Source organism: Pseudomonas sp. LBUM1655, from assembly GCF_059716085.1.
This window is the reverse complement of record NZ_CP166801.1, coordinates 1991588-2008643: the sequence shown is the minus strand read 5'-3', so window position 1 is coordinate 2008643 and position 17056 is coordinate 1991588. Positions and strand designations below refer to the sequence as shown.

Below are 17056 nucleotides of genomic sequence, written 5' to 3'. Positions count from 1 at the left end.
TAACCAGGTCAATTCCGCCGTTCGGAGCACAGCGCATGTCGATCGCCCTCAGCACGCCGTTAAACACCAGCAAACCCTGGCTCGCGGGGTTGGTTACCAGTGTGTTGTTTCTGATCGTCTGCCTGAGTTGGGGCACAACATGGCTGGGGATCAAGATTGCCGTGGAAAGCGTGCCGCCCCTGACGGCGGCCGGGCTGCGCTTTCTGATTGCCTTTCCGCTGTTTTTGGGCTTCGCCGCATTACGCAAGGAACCATTGCTGTTCCCCCGGCAGAGTCGCTGGTTCTTTGTGTTCGTCACGCTGTCGTATTTCAGCCTGCCCTACTACCTGCTCAACTATGGCGAAATGCACGTATCGTCCGGCCTGACCGCGCTGCTGTTCAGTTGCATGCCGGTGTTCATCCTGATTTTTTCTGCGCTGTTTCTGCGGGAGAAAATCCACCCAGCGCAAATGCTCGGCATCGCTATTGGTTTCGGCAGCCTGTTCATGATTATCCGCAGTCAGGGCTTGCATCTGGACCAGGCGGAATGGCTCGGTGTCCTGGCGATTCTCAGCGCGGCGCTCCTGCATGCCCTGTGCTACGTGGTGACAAAAAAATACGGCAGCGCGATCAGCGTGATCACCTACAACACCCTGCCCATCGGCATCGCCGGTTTGATGCTGCTGGTCGCTGGCCTTTCGCTGGAAAGTCCGACGTTCGCCACCATCACCCCACGCTCGTGGGGCGCCCTGCTCTACCTAGGACTGGTGGCGTCGGTCGGCGGCTTTATCGTTTATTTCGTCCTGCTCAAACGCCTGAGCCCGGTCCTTCTGTCATTCGTGTTCATCATCTTTCCGGTGTTCGCCGTGATCATCGGCGCCTGGTACGAAGGCACGGAAATTTCTCGGGACCTGATGCTCTATTCGGCAATCCTGCTCGCCGGTTTTGCGATCACCAAGCTGCCTGCCAAGCGCTGAAAAACCATGCATTGAACATCGGAGGTTCAAATGTCGGTACACACGATGGAAACCCTTAGCCTGTTTAACAATGCCCCTTACCAGCGCGATTTCAGCGCCCGGGTGATCGCGGTGGTTGATCAGGCCGTCGTCCTCGAACACACGCTGTTCTATCCCACCGGTGGCGGGCAACCGGGAGACACCGGGCACTTCAGCCTGCCGGATGGCACACGAATCGACGTGACGGCAACGCTGCGCGATCCCTTGCTGCCATCGATCATCTGGCACAACGTGGCGCAGTGCCCGCCGCAGTTGTGTGTCGGCACACTGCTCAATGCCAGCCTCGACTGGGCGCGTCGTTATCAACACATGAAGATGCACACCTGCCTGCACCTGTTGGGTTCGCTCATCAATGCGCCGGTCACCGGGTGCAGTATCAGCGCAGACAAGGGACGCCTGGATTTCGATCTGCCAGAAATGACCCTCGACAAAGACAGCCTCACCCGCGAACTCAACGCGCTGATCGAGCAGGCCATTCCAGTCACCACTGTGTCTATGCCGGCCTCGGAACACTCCGCCCTGCTGGAAAAAACCGCCAGCCAAACGGTTAAACCACCGGCGATTCAGGGTGAGCTGCGGATGGTTGAAGTGATCGGCATCGACATCCAGCCCTGTGGCGGCACCCACGTGCAAAACACCCGGGAAATCGGCCGGGTATTTTGCGAAAAAATCGAGAAGAAGAGCAGGACCAACCGCCGAGTGATTCTGCGGTTTGAATGAGCCTTAGATCACGAACAGGCCGACAAAGCGGTTCACCGGGGTCGCCTCAAGCCGCGCCTGATCCTTGCACAAGGCAAAAATCTCGCCGCTGCGCTGGCCGGAGAAACGGGTTGCCAGGTTCGCCTTGAACTTTTCTTCGAGCAACGGAATGCCCTCGGCACGGCGGCGGCGATGGCCGATCGGGTACTCCACCACCACGTTGTCGGTACTGGAGCCGTCCTTGAAAAACACCTGCACGGCGTTGGCAATCGAGCGTTTGTCGGCTTCCAGGTATTCGCGGGTGAAGCGCGGCTCTTCGACGATGACCATTTTTTCGCGCAGCACATCGATGATCGGATGGGCCTTGTGGAAGTCATCTTCGTATTGCTCGGCCACCAGATTGCCGAAGGCCAGTGGTACGGCGGTCATGTACTGGATGCAGTGATCGCGGTCAGCGGCGTTGGCCAGCGGCCCGACCTTGGAAATGATGCGGATCGCCGATTGGTGGGTGGTGATGACGATTTTGTCGATTTCATGCAGGCGATTGCGCACGTGTGGATGCAACGTGACGGCGGCTTCGCAGGCCGTTTGTGCGTGGAATTCGGCGGGGAAGCTGATCTTGAACAGCACGTTCTCCATTACGTAACTGCCGAAAGGGCGCGAGAAGCTGAAGGTACGTTTGTCTTCGGTTTTCAGCGCCAGATCGTTGTTGGTGTGGCTGAACAGCACGTCGTAAAAGCCCCACTGTTTCGCACTCAAAACACCCGGAATGCCCATCTCGCCGCGCATGGCGATGTCGGCCAGTCTCACGCCTCGGCTTGAAGCATCCCCCGCCGCCCAGGACTTTCGCGAACCGGCATTCGGCGCATGACGATAAGTGCGCAACGCCTGACCATCAGCGAAGGCATGAGAGAGCGCCGACAACAGTTGCTCGCGATTGGCGCCCATGAGTTTGGCGGTAACGGCGGTCGAGGCGACTTTCACCAGAATGACGTGATCGAGTCCTACGCGATTGAAGGAGTTTTCCAGGGCGATGATGCCTTGAATCTCGTGGGCCATGATCATCGCTTCCAGCACATGGCGAATCGTCAGCGGCGCTTCACCGTTGGCCAGACGTTTTTGCGACAGGTGATCGGCGACGGCGAGGATGCCGCCGAGATTGTCCGACGGGTGCCCCCATTCGGCGGCGAGCCAGGTGTCGTTGTAGTCGAGCCAACGGACGATACAGCCGATATCCCATGCGGCTTTGACCGGGTCGAGACGATAACTGGTGCCTGGGACCCGCGCACCAAACGGCACGACGGTGCCTTCGACGATAGGCCCGAGGTGTTTGGTGCATTCGGGAAAACGCAGGGCCAGCAGGCCACAGCCCAAGGTGTCCATCAGGCAATTGCGGGCAGTGTTCAGGGCTTCGGTGGATTCGATTTTGAAAGTAAGGACGTAATCAGCGATGTCCTGCAGGACAGGGTCGTAGTCGGGGCGGTTGTTCAGGTCGACGTTGGCGCTCATGTTCGATTCACTCTTGAAGTGGTTCGTTGATGGGACCTCGGTTCAGGCGATGGATTTTTATTATTGAAATACGAACTCATGTAGGAGCTGCCGGAGGCTGCGATCTTTTGACTTTGTTTTTTAAATCAAGATCAAAAGATCGCAGCCTTCGGCAGCTCCTACAGTGGCGAGGTAGGGTTAGAAAGAATCCCCGGGGACGCGAACATAGCCTTCCATGAGTACCCGCGCACTGCGGCTCATGACCGCTTTCTTCACCACCCACTCACCGTTTTCCAGACTGGCCTCAGCACCCACCCGCAAGGTCCCGGACGGATGCCCGAAGCGCACGGCATTACGTTCAACACCGCCGGCCGCGAGGTTCACCAGCGTCCCGGAAATCGCTGCCGCCGTGCCGATCGCCACCGCTGCAGTGCCCATCATTGCGTGGTGCAACTTGCCCATCGACAAAGCGCGCACCAGCAAATCAACGTCACCGGCGGCAATCGCCTTACCGCTGGACGCCACGTAATCCGCAGGCTTGGCCACGAAGGCGACTTTCGGTGTGTGTTGGCGCTTGGCGGCTTCATCCAGATTGGCGATCAGCCCCATGCGCAAAGCACCGTAGGCACGGATGGTTTCAAACATCTGCAAGGCTTTCGGGTCGCTGTTGATTGCGCTTTGCAGCTCGGTGCCGGTGTAGCCGATGTCTTGGGCGTTGACGAAGATCGTCGGAATCCCGGCATTGATCATGGTTGCCTTGAACGTGCCGACACCCGGCACTTCCAGCTCATCGATCAGATTGCCGGTGGGAAACATCGACCCACCGCCGCCCTCTTCTTCCGCCGCCGGGTCCATGAACTCGACCTGCACTTCGGCGGCGGGAAAGGTCACGCCGTCGAGTTCGAAATCACCGGTCTCCTGCACTTCACCGTTGGTGATCGGCACGTGGGCAATGATGGTTTTGCCGATGTTGGCCTGCCATACACGCACCACCGCGACACCGTTGTGCGGAATGCGGCTGGCGTCGACCAGCCCGTTGCTGATGGCGAACGAACCGACCGCGGCCGACAGGTTGCCGCAGTTGCCGCTCCAGTCCACAAACGGTTTGTCGATGGAAACCTGGCCGAACAGATAATCGACGTCGTGATCGGCTTTGATGCTTTTCGACAGGATCACGGTTTTGCTGGTGCTCGAGGTGGCGCCGCCCATGCCGTCGATCTGCTTGTCGTAGGGGTCGGGGCTGCCGATCACCCGCAGCAGCAAGGCGTCGCGTGCCGGGCCAGGAATCTGCGCGGCTTCGGGCAGATCCTTGAGGCTGAAAAACACGCCTTTGCTGGTGCCGCCACGCATGTAGGTGGCGGGGATCTTAATTTGAGGTGCGTGAGCCATGGTGCTCCTTCATCGTCAACGCGGGCGTTGAAGCCCGCGAGCACAAAACGTGATTTAAACGGCAACCGCCGACTCTTCGAGGAAATCCTGGGCGAAGCGCTGCAACACGCCGCCGGCCTCGTAGATCGACACTTCTTCAGCGGTATCGAGACGGCAAGTCACCGGCACCTCAACACGCTCGCCGTTCTTGCGATGGATGACCAGCGTCAGATCGGCGCGCGGCTTGCGGTCGCCGATCACGTCGTAGGTTTCGCTACCGTCGATGGCCAGGGTGTGACGGTCGGTGCCGGGCTTGAACTCCAGCGGCAACACGCCCATGCCCACCAGGTTGGTGCGGTGAATACGCTCGAAACCTTCAGCGGCAATCGCTTCGACACCGGCCAGACGCACGCCTTTGGCCGCCCAGTCGCGGGACGAACCCTGACCGTAGTCGGCGCCAGCAATGATGATCAGCGGCTGCTTGCGTTCCATGTAGGTTTCGATGGCTTCCCACATGCGCATCACTTTGCCTTCCGGCTCGACACGCGCCAGCGAGCCCTGTTTGACCTTGCCGTTTTCCACCACCATTTCGTTGAACAGTTTCGGGTTGGCAAAGGTCGCGCGCTGCGCGGTCAAGTGGTCGCCACGGTGCGTTGCATAGGAGTTGAAGTCCTCTTCCGGCAGGCCCATTTTCGCCAGGTATTCGCCGGCGGCGCTGTCGAGCATGATCGCGTTGGAGGGCGACAGGTGATCGGTGGTGATGTTGTCCGGCAGCACCGCCAGCGGGCGCATGCCCTTGAGCGGCCGAGCGCCGGCCAGCGCGCCTTCCCAGTACGGCGGACGGCGAATGTAGGTGCTCATCTCGCGCCAGTCGTACAGCGGCGTGACTTTCGGGCCGGTGTCCTCGTGGACGGCAAACATCGGGATATAGACTTGGCGGAACTGCTCAGGTTTGACCGAAGACTTCACCACCGCGTCGATTTCTTCATCGCTCGGCCAGATGTCTTTCAAGCGGATTTCCTTGCCATCGACCACGCCCAGCACGTCTTTCTCGATGTCGAAACGGATGGTGCCGGCAATCGCATACGCGACCACCAGCGGCGGCGAGGCAAGAAACGCTTGCTTGGCGTACGGGTGAATCCGGCCGTCGAAGTTGCGGTTACCGGAGAGTACGGCCGTGGCGTAAAGATCGCGGTCGATGATTTCTTGCTGGATCACCGGGTCCAGCGCGCCGGACATGCCGTTGCAGGTGGTGCAAGCGAACGCGACGACGCCGAAACCAAGCTGTTCCAGTTCCGTGGTCAACCCGGCTTCGTCGAGGTACAGCGCCACGGTTTTCGAACCCGGCGCCAGCGACGATTTCACCCACGGTTTGCGGGTCAGGCCAAGCTTGTTGGCATTGCGCGCGATCAGGCCGGCGGCGATCACGTTGCGCGGGTTGCTGGTGTTGGTGCAACTGGTGATGGCGGCGATGATCACAGCGCCGTCGGGCATTTGCCCCGGCACTTCATCCCACTGGCCGGAGATGCCTTTGGCGGCCAGATCGCTGGTGGCGACGCGAGCGTGCGGGTTGCTCGGGCCGGCCATGTTGCGCACGACCGTCGACAGATCGAAGGTCAGACCGCGCTCGTATTGCGCGCCTTTCAAGCTGTCAGCCCACAGGCCGGTGGTCTTGGCATAGTGCTCGACCAGTTGAACTTGTTGGTCTTCGCGGCCAGTGAGTTTCAGATAATCGATGGTCTGCTGATCGATGTAGAACATCGCGGCAGTGGCACCGTATTCCGGGGCCATGTTGGAAATGGTCGCGCGGTCGCCGAGGGTCAGCGCGGAGGCGCCTTCGCCGAAGAACTCCAGCCAGGCGCCGACGACTTTCTGTTTGCGCAGGTATTCGGTCAGCGCCAGCACCATGTCGGTGGCGGTGATACCTGGTTGCAACTTGCCGGTCAACTCGACGCCGACGCTTTCCGGCAGGCGCATCCACGAGGCGCGGCCGAGCATCACGCTCTCGGCTTCGAGGCCGCCGACGCCAATGGCGATCACGCCCAGCGCATCGACATGCGGGGTGTGGCTGTCAGTGCCGACGCAGGTGTCGGGGAACGCCACGCCGTCACGCACCTGGATCACCGGAGACATTTTCTCCAGGTTGATCTGGTGCATGATGCCGTTGCCCGGCGGGATCACGTCGACGTTCTTGAAGGCCTTTTTGGTCCAGTTGATGAAGTGGAAACGGTCTTCGTTGCGACGGTCTTCGATGGCGCGGTTTTTCTCGAACGCCTGGGCATCGAAACCGCCCGCCTCGACGGCCAGCGAGTGGTCGACGATCAATTGTGTCGGCACCACCGGGTTGACCTGCGCCGGGTCGCCACCCTGCAACGCAATCGCGTCACGCAGGCCCGCCAGATCGACCAATGCGGTCTGGCCAAGAATATCGTGGCACACCACGCGCGCCGGGAACCACGGGAAGTCGAGGTCGCGTTTGCGCTCGATCAGTTGTTTCAGGGAATCGGTCAGCGTGGCCGGATCGCAGCGCCGCACGAGGTTTTCCGCCAGCACGCGTGAGGTGTACGGCAGGGTGTCGTAGCTGCCGGGCTGAATCGCCTCGACCGCCGCGCGGACGTCAAAGTAATCCAGAGGGCTGCCGGGCAGGTTTTTGCGGAATTTTGTGTTCATCGGGTCAGGACTCGGGTCACGGTAGTTTCAAAGGGTGGCCAGCACGGACCTGAGTTACACACCGTTCACTGTGGGAGCGAGCCTGCTCGCGAAAGCGGTAGATCAGTCGACATCAATGTTGGATGTCAGTCCGTCTTCGCGAGCAGGCTCGCTCCCACAGGGTCTAGCGGTGTTCTCGGGCTCCGGGCTCCACCATTCAGCGGCGTTCGATTGGCACGAACTTGCGCTGTTCGACGCCGGTGTACTCGGCGCTCGGACGGATGATGCGGTTGTTGGCACGCTGTTCGAACACATGCGCGGCCCAGCCAGTCAGGCGCGAGCAGACGAAGATCGGCGTGAACAACTTGGTCGGGATGCCCATGAAGTGATACGCCGAGGCATGGTAGAAGTCGGCGTTGGGGAACAGTTTTTTCTGCTCCCACATGGTCTTGTCGATCGCCTCGGAGACGGGAAACAACACCTTGTCGCCCACTTCGTCCGCGAGTTTTTTCGACCAGCCCTTGATCACCTCGTTGCGCGGATCGTTGTCCTTATAGATCGCGTGGCCAAAGCCCATGATCTTATCTTTGCGCTCAAGCATGCCGAGGGTGCCCTTGATCGCCTCTTCCGGCGACGAAAAGCGTTCGATCATTTCCATCGCCGCCTCGTTGGCGCCGCCATGCAGCGGGCCGCGCAGCGAACCGATGGCCGCCGTGACGCAGGAATACAGATCGGACAGGGTCGAGGCACAAACCCGCGCGGTGAACGTCGAGGCGTTGAATTCGTGTTCGGCGTAGAGGATCAGCGACACGTTCATGACTTTGACGTGCAGTTCGCTCGGCTTCTTGTCGTGCAGCAAGTGCAGGAAATGCCCGCCGATGGTCGGTTCATCGCTGACGCAGTTGATGCGCTTGCCGTCGTGGCTGAAGCGATACCAGTAACACATGATCGCCGGGAACGCGGCGAGCAGACGGTCGGTCTTGTCGCGCTGTTCGGAGAAGTCTTTCTCCGGCTCGATATTGCCCAGAAACGAGCAACCGGTGCGCATCACGTCCATCGGGTGGGCATCGGCAGGGATGCGCTCAAGCACTTCCTTCAGCGCTTGCGGCAGGTCGCGCAGCTTGCTCAGCTTGCCCTGATAGGCGTCGAGTTGCGCTCGGGTCGGCAGCTCACCGTAGAGCAACAGGTACGCCACTTCTTCGAATTGTGCGTCTGCTGCCAGTTCACGCACGTCGTAGCCGCGATAGGTCAGCCCGGCACCGGCCTGGCCCACGGTGGACAGTGCGGTTTGCCCGGCAACCTGGCCACGGAGCCCGGCGCCACTGAGTACTTTTGCTTCGGCCATCGTTTTCTCCAATCTTGAATTTGTTAGGGAGTACGGCTGCGGCTTATTTTTTTGCCGCAAACAACGCGTCGAGCTTCTGCTCGAAGGTGTGGTAGTCGATGCGATCGTAGAGCTCCATGCGAGTCTGCATGGTGTCGATGACATTCTGTTGCGTGCCGTCGCGGCGGATAGCGGTGTAGACGTTTTCCGCAGCCTTGTTCATCGCGCGGAACGCCGACAATGGATAAAGCACCAGCGACACGTCGGCGCCGGCCAGTTGCTCGGTGGTGTACAGCGGCGTCGCGCCAAACTCGGTGATGTTGGCCAGAATCGGCGCCTTCACGCGGCTGGCGAACAGCTTGTACATCTCCAGCTCAGTGATGGCTTCCGGGAAGATCATGTCGGCACCCGCCTCGATGCACGCGGCGGCGCGATCCAGTGCCGACTCCAGACCTTCAACCGCCAGCGCATCGGTGCGGGCCATGATCACGAAGCTGTCGTCGGTGCGCGCATCGACGGCTGCCTTGATGCGGTCGACCATTTCCTGCTGGCTGACGATCTCTTTATTCGGGCGATGACCGCAGCGCTTGGCGCCGACCTGATCCTCGATGTGAATCGCCGCTGCGCCGAACTTGATCATCGACTTGACGGTGCGCGCCACGTTGAACGCCGAAGAGCCGAAACCGGTGTCCACGTCCACCAGCAGCGGCAAATCGCAAACATCGGTGATGCGACGCACGTCGGTCAGTACGTCATCCAGGCCGGTGATGCCCAGATCCGGCACGCCGAGAGAGCCTGCGGCCACCCCGCCACCGGACAGGTAAATCGCCTTGAAACCGGCACGTTTGGCCAGCAGCGCGTGATTGGCGTTGATCGCGCCGACCACCTGCAATGGGTGTTCGCTGGCGACCGCATCGCGAAAACGCTGGCCTGGAGTGTTCAGGTTGGAACTCATGACTCACCTCGTTCAGTGGCTGTCTTATTGTGGGTGCCGTCCTGGTAATGACGGGCGATGTTGCGTTTCGAGGCGCCGATGTGACGGCGCATCAACAATTCCGCGAGTTCGCCGTCACGGTCGGCGATGGCATCGAGAATCCGGTGGTGTTCGGCGAAGGCCTGGCGTGGGCGGTTCGGCGTGGTGGAAAACTGGATGCGGTACATACGCACCAGTTGATAGAGCTCGCCGCAAAGCATCTGGGTCAGGGTGCGGTTGCCGCTGCCCTGAATGATCCGGTAATGGAAGTCGAAATCGCCTTCCTGCTGGTAGTAACCAACGCCAGCCTGAAACGCCGCATCGCGCTCGTGGGTTTCCAGCACCCGACGCAGTTCGTCGATTTCTTCGACACTCATGCGCTCAGCCGCCAGACGACAGGCCATGCCTTCGAGGGATTCGCGGATTTCGTAGAGTTCGAGCAATTCGGCGTGGCTCAGCGACACCACCCGCGCGCCGACGTGCGGTACGCGTACCAGCAGGCGCTGACCTTCCAGACGATGAATCGCCTCACGCAGCGGCCCGCGGCTGATGCCATAGGTACGCGCCAGTTCCGGTTCAGAGATCTTGCTGCCCGGGGCGATCTCGCCTTTGACGATGGCCGCCTGAATGCGCCGAAAGACGTTTTCCGAAAGCGTCTCGGAATCGTCGCCGCTGATGACCGGGGGATCGAGTTGATCCAGCATGATTGTCGACACCTTTAAATCCAATGCGGCAAAAACTAGCCAATTCGCCCGCATCAGTCAAAGGATAAATAGACATTGTCGACAATCGTCTAATAACCCTCTTCAACAACCCCAAGGGTTATAGACCGGCTCGGGCGCTGGCGCCATAAAACCACCGTGCTAGAATGCCGCCCGCATTTGCTGGCCATTTGTACGGCTTGTCATAAAAAGCTGATAGGCACACGAAGGGCCTTGCGCAAGTTTTTGCCAGGGACCTGAACCGAAAACGGAACGCTGCGCACCAGGATTTATGAGACTCAAGCCTTTCCCCACATTTTTCGCTCTGTTCTGCCTGCCCGGCCTCGCCGCCGCGGGGGAAAAGACCGTGTACGGCCTCAACGAATACGCCGCCCTTGATGGCATCAATCTGGAAGTTGCGGCCAAACTCGACACCGGCGCGAAAACCGCCTCGCTGAGCGCCCGCGACATCAAGCGTTTCAAACGCAACGGCGAGTCCTGGGTGCGCTTCTATCTGGCTATCGATGCTGCGCATTCGCACCCGATCGAGCGACCGCTGGCACGGGTCAGCAAGATCAAGCGCCGCGCCGGCGACTACGATCCGGAAGAAGGCAAGAAGTACACCGCCCGCCCGGTGATCGAGCTGGATATCTGCATGGGCACAGCGATGCGCAGCATCGAAGTGAACCTGACCGACCGAAGTGCGTTCCAATATCCGCTTTTGATCGGCTCCGAAGCGCTGAAACGCTTCGACGCGCTGGTCGACCCCAGTCTTAAATACGCTGCCGGCAAACCCGCCTGCACCATCGCCGCTCATACCGCCGAGTAATTTTCATGCGTTCTCTAACCTTCCACCTGAAAATCCTGATCACCATTCTGGTGCTGCTGGGCGTTTCGGTTACGGCCTATCAGATTTTCGTGCTCGGCATCCCCGTGACCGAAGACGCCACCGACGATTTGTGGAACATCGACGCCAAAGTCGAGTTCGTCGCCAGCACCAAAGATCCGGTAAAGATCCAGATGTTCGTGCCGCCGCTGAGCCGCGATTACGTCAGCCTCAACGAGAGCTTCATCTCCAATAACTATGGTGTGGCCGTGAACCGCGTCGACGGCAACCGAAAGGTGACATGGTCGGCACGCCGGGCCAAAGGCAACCAGACCCTGTATTACCGTCTGGTGCTGACCAAGCGTTACACCGCAGAAAAAACCAAGATCAAAGGCCCGACTTTCCGCGACAGTATGGTTATCGAAGGCCCGGAAAAAATCGCTGCCGAAGCCCTGCTCGCACCGATCCGCCAACACTCGGCCGACGTCGAAACCTTCATCGGCGAGGCGATCAAACGGGTCAACAACGTCAACGACGACAACGTGAAACTGCTGCTGGCCGGCGATACATCGACGCCGCACAAAGCCAAAATCGTCGAATTGCTGCTGTCCATCGCCCATGTCCCGGTGGAAAAAGTCCACACCATCCGCCTCGTTGCGGACCAGCCACAAACCCCTGAACTGTGGCTGCGCAGCTTCAACGGCAATGACTGGCTGTACTTCAACCCGGAAACCGGCGAACAGGGCCTGCCGACTGACCGCCTGCTGTGGTGGACCGGTGATGAGAACCTGATCACCGTCGACGGCGGCAAGAAGGCCAACGTGACCTTCAGCCTGAACAACAGCGAGATGAACGCGATTCGTCTGGCCAAGCTGACCGACGAAAACACCGACGCCAACTTCCTCGAATACTCGCTGTACGGCCTGCCGCTGCAGACCCAGCAAACGTTCATGATCATGGTGATGATCCCGATCGGCGTGCTGGTGATTCTAATCCTGCGCAACCTGATCGGCCTGCAGACCCTCGGCACGTTTACCCCGGTGTTGATCGCCCTCGCCTTCCGTGAAACGCAGTTGGGCTTCGGCATCCTGCTGTTCACCGTGATCACGGCGCTGGGCCTGTCATTACGTTCGTACCTGGAACACCTGAAGCTGCAAATGCTGCCGCGACTCTCGGTGGTACTGACCTTTGTCGTGGTGCTGATTGCCGCGATCAGCCTGTTCAGCCATAAGCTCGGCCTGGAGCGCGGTCTGTCGGTGGCACTGTTCCCGATGGTGATTCTGACCATGACCATCGAACGCCTGTCGATCACCTGGGAAGAGCGCGGTGCCAGCCATGCGATGAAAGTCGCCATCGGTACGCTGTTCGCCGCGTCCCTGGCGCACCTGATCATGACCGTGCCGGAACTGGTCTACTTCGTGTTCACCTTCCCGGCGATCCTGCTGATTCTGGTGGGTTTCATGCTGGCAATGGGTCGCTATCGCGGTTACCGCCTGACCGAGCTGGTGCGTTTCAAGGCGTTCCTGAACAAGGCTGATCACTGATGTTCGGTTTCTGGAAGACCTGGAAGGCCCTGGAAGCCCGGGGCATCATGGGCATCAATCGGCGTAACGCCGACTATGTGCTCAAGTACAACAAGCGCAGCCTGTACCCGATCGTCGATGACAAGATCATCACCAAGGAACGCGCCATCGCGGCCGGCATTCATGTGCCGGAGTTGTATGGCGTGATCTCTACCGAAAAGGAAATCGACAAGCTCGGCGAGATCATCGGCGGGCGCAGCGACTTCGTGATCAAACCGGCCCAGGGCGCCGGCGGTGACGGCATCATCGTGATTGCCGACCGGTTCGAGGGACGCTACCGCACGGTGTCGGGCAAGATCCTTGCCCACGAGGAGCTGGAACATCACATCTCCAGCATCCTCACCGGCCTGTATTCGCTGGGCGGCCACCGCGATCGCGCACTGATCGAATACCGCGTGACCCCGGATCAGATCTTCAAAAGCATCAGCTACGAAGGCGTGCCGGACATCCGCATCATCGTGCTGATGGGCTACCCGGTGATGGCGATGTTACGCCTGCCGACCCGCCAGTCCGGTGGCAAAGCCAACCTGCACCAGGGCGCCATCGGTGTTGGTGTCGACCTGGCCACCGGTCTGACCCTGCGCGGCACCTGGCTGAACAACATCATCACCAAACACCCGGACACCACCAACGCGGTGGACGGCGTGCAACTGCCCTACTGGGACGGTTTCATGAAACTCGCCGCCGGCTGTTATGAGCTGTGCGGATTGGGTTACATCGGTGTCGACATGGTGCTGGATCAGGAAAAGGGCCCGCTGATTCTTGAGCTCAATGCGCGGCCGGGGCTGAATATTCAGATCGCCAATGACTGCGGGCTAACGCTGCGCACTCATGCGGTGGAAGCGCGGCTGGAAGAGCTGAAGGCACGTGGGGTGACGGAGTCGGTTGAAGAGCGGGTGGCGTTTACTCAGGAGATGTTTGGGCATATTCCTGCGGTAGAGGGCTGATCCGCGACCGAGTCGCGGCCTTCGCGAGCAGGCTCGCTCCCACATTGGAATGCATTTCCCTGTAGGAGTGAGCCTGCTCGCGATGACTCACTCACAGCCACCACAGAATTCAACCTGTCGCCAATCTGCCAATCCCCGACATCCCCTCTAGGAGCAACTCCCGCAGAAGACTACAATCGCCACCCCGCCTCAACGGCCGATCTGCCCCGCCCATGTTGACCTGTTCCGTACACCCGCTGCCCTACCGTGCCAATCCCGCCGACTACTTCGCGGCAATCCGCAACGCCCCCGGCGCCGTGCTGCTCGACAGCGGCCGACCGAGTGCCGACCGTGGCCGTTATGACCTGCTCAGCGCCTGGCCGCTGGAACAACTGGCGGTCTTGCCGGACGAAAGCGGCAGCCATTTCCTGCAACGTCTGCGCGACCATCTGGGCCGTTTGGGCGAAGCGCAACTCCCTGACGCTTTTGAGCTGCCGTTCGCCGGCGGGCTGATCGGTTATCTGAGTTATGACTTCGGCCGGCATCTTGAGAGTCTGCCGAGTCAGGCGCGGGATGATCTGCAATTGCCGGATGCGCGGTTCGGGCTGTATGACTGGGCATTGGTCAGCGATCACCAGGCCGGCACCAGCCAATTGGTGTTTCACCCATCGGTTGACGACAATGAAAAACAGCGGCTGATCGCACTGTTCGCTCAGCCCATTACTGGCTCACTGACACCGTTCAAGTTAAACAACCCGATGACCGCCGATCTCTCGGCCGAGGATTACCGTCAGGCGTTCGAACGTATCCAGCATTACATCCAGGCTGGCGACTGCTACCAGGTCAACTTCGCCCAGCGTTTCCGCGCGCCATGCCAGGGCGACCCATGGCAGGCCTATTGCGCACTGCGCGAAGCCTGCCCGACGCCATTTTCCGGCTTCCAGAGCTTGCCCGACGGCGGCGCCGTGCTGAGTCTGTCACCGGAGCGTTTCGTCAGAGTCAGCCAGCGCCAAGTCGAAACCCGCCCGATCAAGGGCACCCGCCCCCGTGGCCTGACGCCCACCGAAGACGCCGCCAACGCCGCCGAACTGCTGGCCAGCCCCAAGGATCGCGCGGAAAACCTGATGATCGTCGACCTGCTGCGCAATGACCTCGGCCGCACCTGCCGCATCGGCTCGGTGCGGGTGCCGGAGCTGTTCAGCCTCGAAAGCTATCCGAACGTGCATCACCTGGTCAGCAGCGTGACCGGCGAACTGGCGCAGGATCGCGATGCGCTGGATCTGATCGCCGGCAGCTTCCCTGGCGGCTCGATCACCGGTGCGCCGAAGATTCGGGCGATGCAGATCATCGATGAGTTGGAGCCGACCCGGCGGGGATTGTATTGCGGATCGTTGCTGTATCTGGACGTACGCGGCGAGATGGACAGCTCCATCGCCATTCGTAGTCTATTGGTCAAGGATGGGCAGGTGTGCTGCTGGGGTGGCGGCGGGATTGTCGCGGATTCGGACTGGCAGGCTGAGTATCAGGAGTCGATTACCAAAGTGAAAATCCTCCTTCAAACCCTGCAAAACCTCTAAACGCCCCCCCTGTAGGAGCTGCCGCAGGCTGCGATCTTTGCCTTTAAAGATCAAAAGATCGCAGCCTGCGGCAGCTCCTACAGGGGTCGGGTTTACAGGCTGAGGTCGCGGTTCGAAGCTTTGATGAACTCCTGCTTCAACGCTTCAAACGTATGCACCGCCGGAAACTGCGGGAACTCGCGGATCACATTGTCCGGCGCATGGAACAGAATCCCCGCATCCGCCTCGCCCAGCATGGTCGTATCGTTATACGAATCACCCGCCGCAATCACCCGGTAGTACAGGCTTTTGAACGCCAGCACCGACTGCCGCTTGGGATCTTTCTGACGCAACTGATAGCTGGTCACCCGCCCGGTTTCGTCGGTAATCAGACGATGGCAAAGCAAAGTCGGGAAGCCCAGTTGACGCATCAGCGGCTGGGAAAACTCATAGAAGGTGTCCGACAGAATCACCACCTGAAAGCGCTCACGCAGCCAGTTGACGAACTCCACCGCGCCGTCCAGCGGTTTCAGTGTGGCGATCACTTCCTGAATGTCCGAGAGCTTCAAGCCATGCTCATCAAGGATGCGCAGACGCTGCTTCATCAGCACGTCGTAATCGGGAATGTCCCGGGTGGTAGCCTTGAGGGATTCGATTCCGGTTTTTTCAGCGAAGGCGATCCAGATTTCCGGCACCAGTACCCCTTCAAGATCCAGGCAAGCAATTTCCACAAGACACTCCCGTTTGTATTGATTGTTGAGTCGAGCGAGCCCGAACTCTAGCGGCTCCACCAAAGCCGCGCAACGCACAGCACGTCCCGCCCGGCGCCGCTTTTTGTTACCATCGCCGCCATATAGAGCGCCCAGCGCCACCGACCTGTAGGAAGCCGCCCTGATGAGCCCAACGTTCGATGTCGTGGAACACGCCACGACCTATGCCAACAAATCCGCCCAAGACATCCTGAAACTCGCGTTTGCCGAGTTCGGCGATGACCTGTGGATATCTTTCAGTGGCGCCGAGGATGTGGTGCTGGTGGACATGGCCTGGAAGCTGAACAAGAACGTCAAGGTGTTCAGTCTCGACACCGGCCGCCTGCACCCGGAGACCTATCGCTTTATCGATCAGGTGCGCGAGCACTACAAGATCGACATCGAACTGGTCTCGCCGGACTACACGAAACTGGAACCGTTCGTGAAGGAAAAAGGCTTGTTCAGCTTCTACAAGGACGGCCACGGCGAGTGCTGCGGGATCCGCAAGATCGAACCGCTGCGGCGCAAACTGTCCGGCGTCAAAGCCTGGGCCACCGGCCAACGCCGCGACCAGAGCCCGGGCACTCGCAGTGCCGTGGCGGTGATGGAAATCGACACCGCGTTCTCCACACCGGAGCGCACCCTGTACAAGTTCAACCCGCTGGCGCAGATGACCAGCGAAGAGATCTGGGGCTACATCCGCATGCTGGAACTGCCATACAACAGCCTGCACGAGCGCGGCTTCATCAGCATCGGTTGCGAGCCGTGCACCCGCCCTGTCCTGCCGAACCAGCACGAGCGCGAAGGCCGCTGGTGGTGGGAAGAAGCGACCCAGAAAGAATGCGGATTGCATGCGGGGAATATCATCAGCAAGGGGTAAACCTCTGCCCCGATGATTTCCCCTTGTGCTTTGTGAAACCTCAAAAAATGTGTACACACGAATGTCACCATCAGTGCCATTTATGTGTGCACTTTTTATTTTCGCGCCCTGAAAAGTTACATCCCGCCTGAATCTCCCTTCCTTCTGTCCCTCGCCACGATCCCGCGCAAAAAATAAATACCTGGCCAATCAGTCAGTTTATATCAGCCTCGATTCAGTCACTTAGCAATCAGAAATAACATTTCGAAATCAGCGATGGCCTTCATGGATCGGCAATTGGCACACATCTGGCTTTAGTGCATACATGTTTTGTATACAAAACTGCAAAACATGCACACC

The 17056-nt window shown here is 59.7% G+C and carries 14 protein-coding genes; 7 read left to right on the top strand and 7 right to left on the bottom strand.

The features are described from left to right. The first annotated feature begins 35 nt into the window (after positions 1–35). Together ACA074_RS09050 and ACA074_RS09045 are read left to right on the top strand one after the other, a co-directional pair. Positions 36–956, top strand: coding sequence for a DMT family transporter (locus ACA074_RS09050; protein ID WP_497678811.1), 921 nt, complete (start codon positions 36–38; stop codon positions 954–956). Positions 957–986: 30 nt separating this feature from the next. Continuing rightward, positions 987–1715, top strand: a complete 729-nt coding sequence (locus tag ACA074_RS09045; RefSeq protein ID WP_497678810.1) for an alanyl-tRNA editing protein — start codon at positions 987–989, stop codon at positions 1713–1715. A gap of 3 nt (positions 1716–1718) precedes the next feature. Here ACA074_RS09045 and prpD read toward each other — a convergent pair whose 3' ends face one another. The 6 genes from prpD to ACA074_RS09015 all read right to left on the bottom strand — a co-directional run bounded on the left by prpD (position 1719) and on the right by ACA074_RS09015 (position 10197). Further along, a complete protein-coding gene (prpD, locus tag ACA074_RS09040; protein ID WP_497678809.1) occupies positions 1719–3203 on the bottom strand; it encodes a 2-methylcitrate dehydratase in 1485 nt (494 codons plus the stop codon). A 177-nt stretch (positions 3204–3380) separates the two neighbouring features. Beyond that, positions 3381–4571 carry a 2-methylaconitate cis-trans isomerase PrpF gene (gene prpF / locus ACA074_RS09035; RefSeq protein WP_497678808.1) on the bottom strand — a complete coding sequence of 397 codons (1191 nt, stop codon included), beginning with the start codon at positions 4569–4571 and terminating at the stop codon, positions 3381–3383. A 54-nt stretch (positions 4572–4625) separates the two neighbouring features. After that, positions 4626–7220, bottom strand: coding sequence for a Fe/S-dependent 2-methylisocitrate dehydratase AcnD (acnD, locus tag ACA074_RS09030; protein ID WP_497678807.1), 2595 nt, complete (start codon positions 7218–7220; stop codon positions 4626–4628). Between the two features lie 196 nt (positions 7221–7416). Continuing rightward, positions 7417–8544, bottom strand: a complete 1128-nt coding sequence (prpC, locus tag ACA074_RS09025) for a bifunctional 2-methylcitrate synthase/citrate synthase (protein ID WP_187680646.1) — start codon at positions 8542–8544, stop codon at positions 7417–7419. A gap of 43 nt (positions 8545–8587) precedes the next feature. Continuing rightward, positions 8588–9478, bottom strand: a complete 891-nt coding sequence (gene prpB, locus ACA074_RS09020; protein WP_489878653.1) for a methylisocitrate lyase — start codon at positions 9476–9478, stop codon at positions 8588–8590. Beyond that, positions 9475–10197 (bottom strand): GntR family transcriptional regulator, encoded by a 723-nt coding sequence (locus tag ACA074_RS09015; protein WP_174244498.1) that lies wholly within the window; start codon positions 10195–10197, stop codon positions 9475–9477. The genes prpB and ACA074_RS09015 overlap by 4 nt, the downstream gene beginning before the upstream one ends. 292 nt (positions 10198–10489) lie before the next feature. Between ACA074_RS09015 and rloA the strand changes: the two genes are divergently transcribed. The 4 genes from rloA (at position 10490) to pabB (ending at position 15109) form a co-directional block, all read left to right on the top strand. Beyond that, complete coding sequence (gene rloA / locus ACA074_RS09010; protein ID WP_489878652.1) at positions 10490–11026, top strand: retropepsin-like aspartic peptidase RloA; 537 nt, start codon at positions 10490–10492, stop codon at positions 11024–11026. 5 nt (positions 11027–11031) lie between these two features. After that, positions 11032–12567 (top strand): osmotic stress tolerance membrane protein RloB, encoded by a 1536-nt coding sequence (gene rloB / locus ACA074_RS09005; protein ID WP_187680644.1) that lies wholly within the window; start codon positions 11032–11034, stop codon positions 12565–12567. Then, the gene (locus tag ACA074_RS09000; protein ID WP_095189425.1) at positions 12567–13553 is read left to right on the top strand and encodes an alpha-L-glutamate ligase-like protein; all 987 of its coding nucleotides are present in this window, start codon (positions 12567–12569) and stop codon (positions 13551–13553) included. Before rloB ends, ACA074_RS09000 begins: the two co-directional genes overlap by 1 nt. A gap of 212 nt (positions 13554–13765) precedes the next feature. Continuing rightward, positions 13766–15109, top strand: a complete 1344-nt coding sequence (pabB, locus tag ACA074_RS08995; RefSeq protein WP_497678806.1) for an aminodeoxychorismate synthase component I — start codon at positions 13766–13768, stop codon at positions 15107–15109. Between the two features lie 92 nt (positions 15110–15201). Here the strand turns inward: pabB and thrH are convergent, their stop codons facing one another. Then, complete coding sequence (gene thrH / locus ACA074_RS08990; RefSeq protein ID WP_401271323.1) at positions 15202–15819, bottom strand: bifunctional phosphoserine phosphatase/homoserine phosphotransferase ThrH; 618 nt, start codon at positions 15817–15819, stop codon at positions 15202–15204. 163 nt (positions 15820–15982) lie between these two features. Here thrH and ACA074_RS08985 point away from each other — a divergent pair, with 163 nt between their 5' ends. Then, positions 15983–16717 (top strand): phosphoadenylyl-sulfate reductase, encoded by a 735-nt coding sequence (locus ACA074_RS08985; RefSeq protein ID WP_401271326.1) that lies wholly within the window; start codon positions 15983–15985, stop codon positions 16715–16717. Positions 16718–17056 lie beyond the last annotated feature (339 nt).

Excerpts from the sequence above, each read along its gene's own strand:
- ACA074_RS09050 (WP_497678811.1), top strand. The coding sequence starts at position 36 with ATGTCGATCGCCCTCAGCACGCCGTTAAACACCAGCAAACCCTGGCTC.
- ACA074_RS09045 (WP_497678810.1), top strand. The coding sequence starts at position 987 with ATGTCGGTACACACGATGGAAACCCTTAGCCTGTTTAACAATGCCCCT.
- prpD (WP_497678809.1), bottom strand. The coding sequence starts at position 3,203 with ATGAGCGCCAACGTCGACCTGAACAACCGCCCCGACTACGACCCTGTC.
- prpF (WP_497678808.1), bottom strand. The coding sequence starts at position 4,571 with ATGGCTCACGCACCTCAAATTAAGATCCCCGCCACCTACATGCGTGGC.
- acnD (WP_497678807.1), bottom strand. The coding sequence starts at position 7,220 with ATGAACACAAAATTCCGCAAAAACCTGCCCGGCAGCCCTCTGGATTAC.
- prpC (WP_187680646.1), bottom strand. The coding sequence starts at position 8,544 with ATGGCCGAAGCAAAAGTACTCAGTGGCGCCGGGCTCCGTGGCCAGGTT.
- prpB (WP_489878653.1), bottom strand. The coding sequence starts at position 9,478 with ATGAGTTCCAACCTGAACACTCCAGGCCAGCGTTTTCGCGATGCGGTC.
- rloA (WP_489878652.1), top strand. The coding sequence starts at position 10,490 with ATGAGACTCAAGCCTTTCCCCACATTTTTCGCTCTGTTCTGCCTGCCC.
- rloB (WP_187680644.1), top strand. The coding sequence starts at position 11,032 with ATGCGTTCTCTAACCTTCCACCTGAAAATCCTGATCACCATTCTGGTG.
- ACA074_RS09000 (WP_095189425.1), top strand. The coding sequence starts at position 12,567 with ATGTTCGGTTTCTGGAAGACCTGGAAGGCCCTGGAAGCCCGGGGCATC.
- pabB (WP_497678806.1), top strand. The coding sequence starts at position 13,766 with ATGTTGACCTGTTCCGTACACCCGCTGCCCTACCGTGCCAATCCCGCC.
- ACA074_RS08985 (WP_401271326.1), top strand. The coding sequence starts at position 15,983 with ATGAGCCCAACGTTCGATGTCGTGGAACACGCCACGACCTATGCCAAC.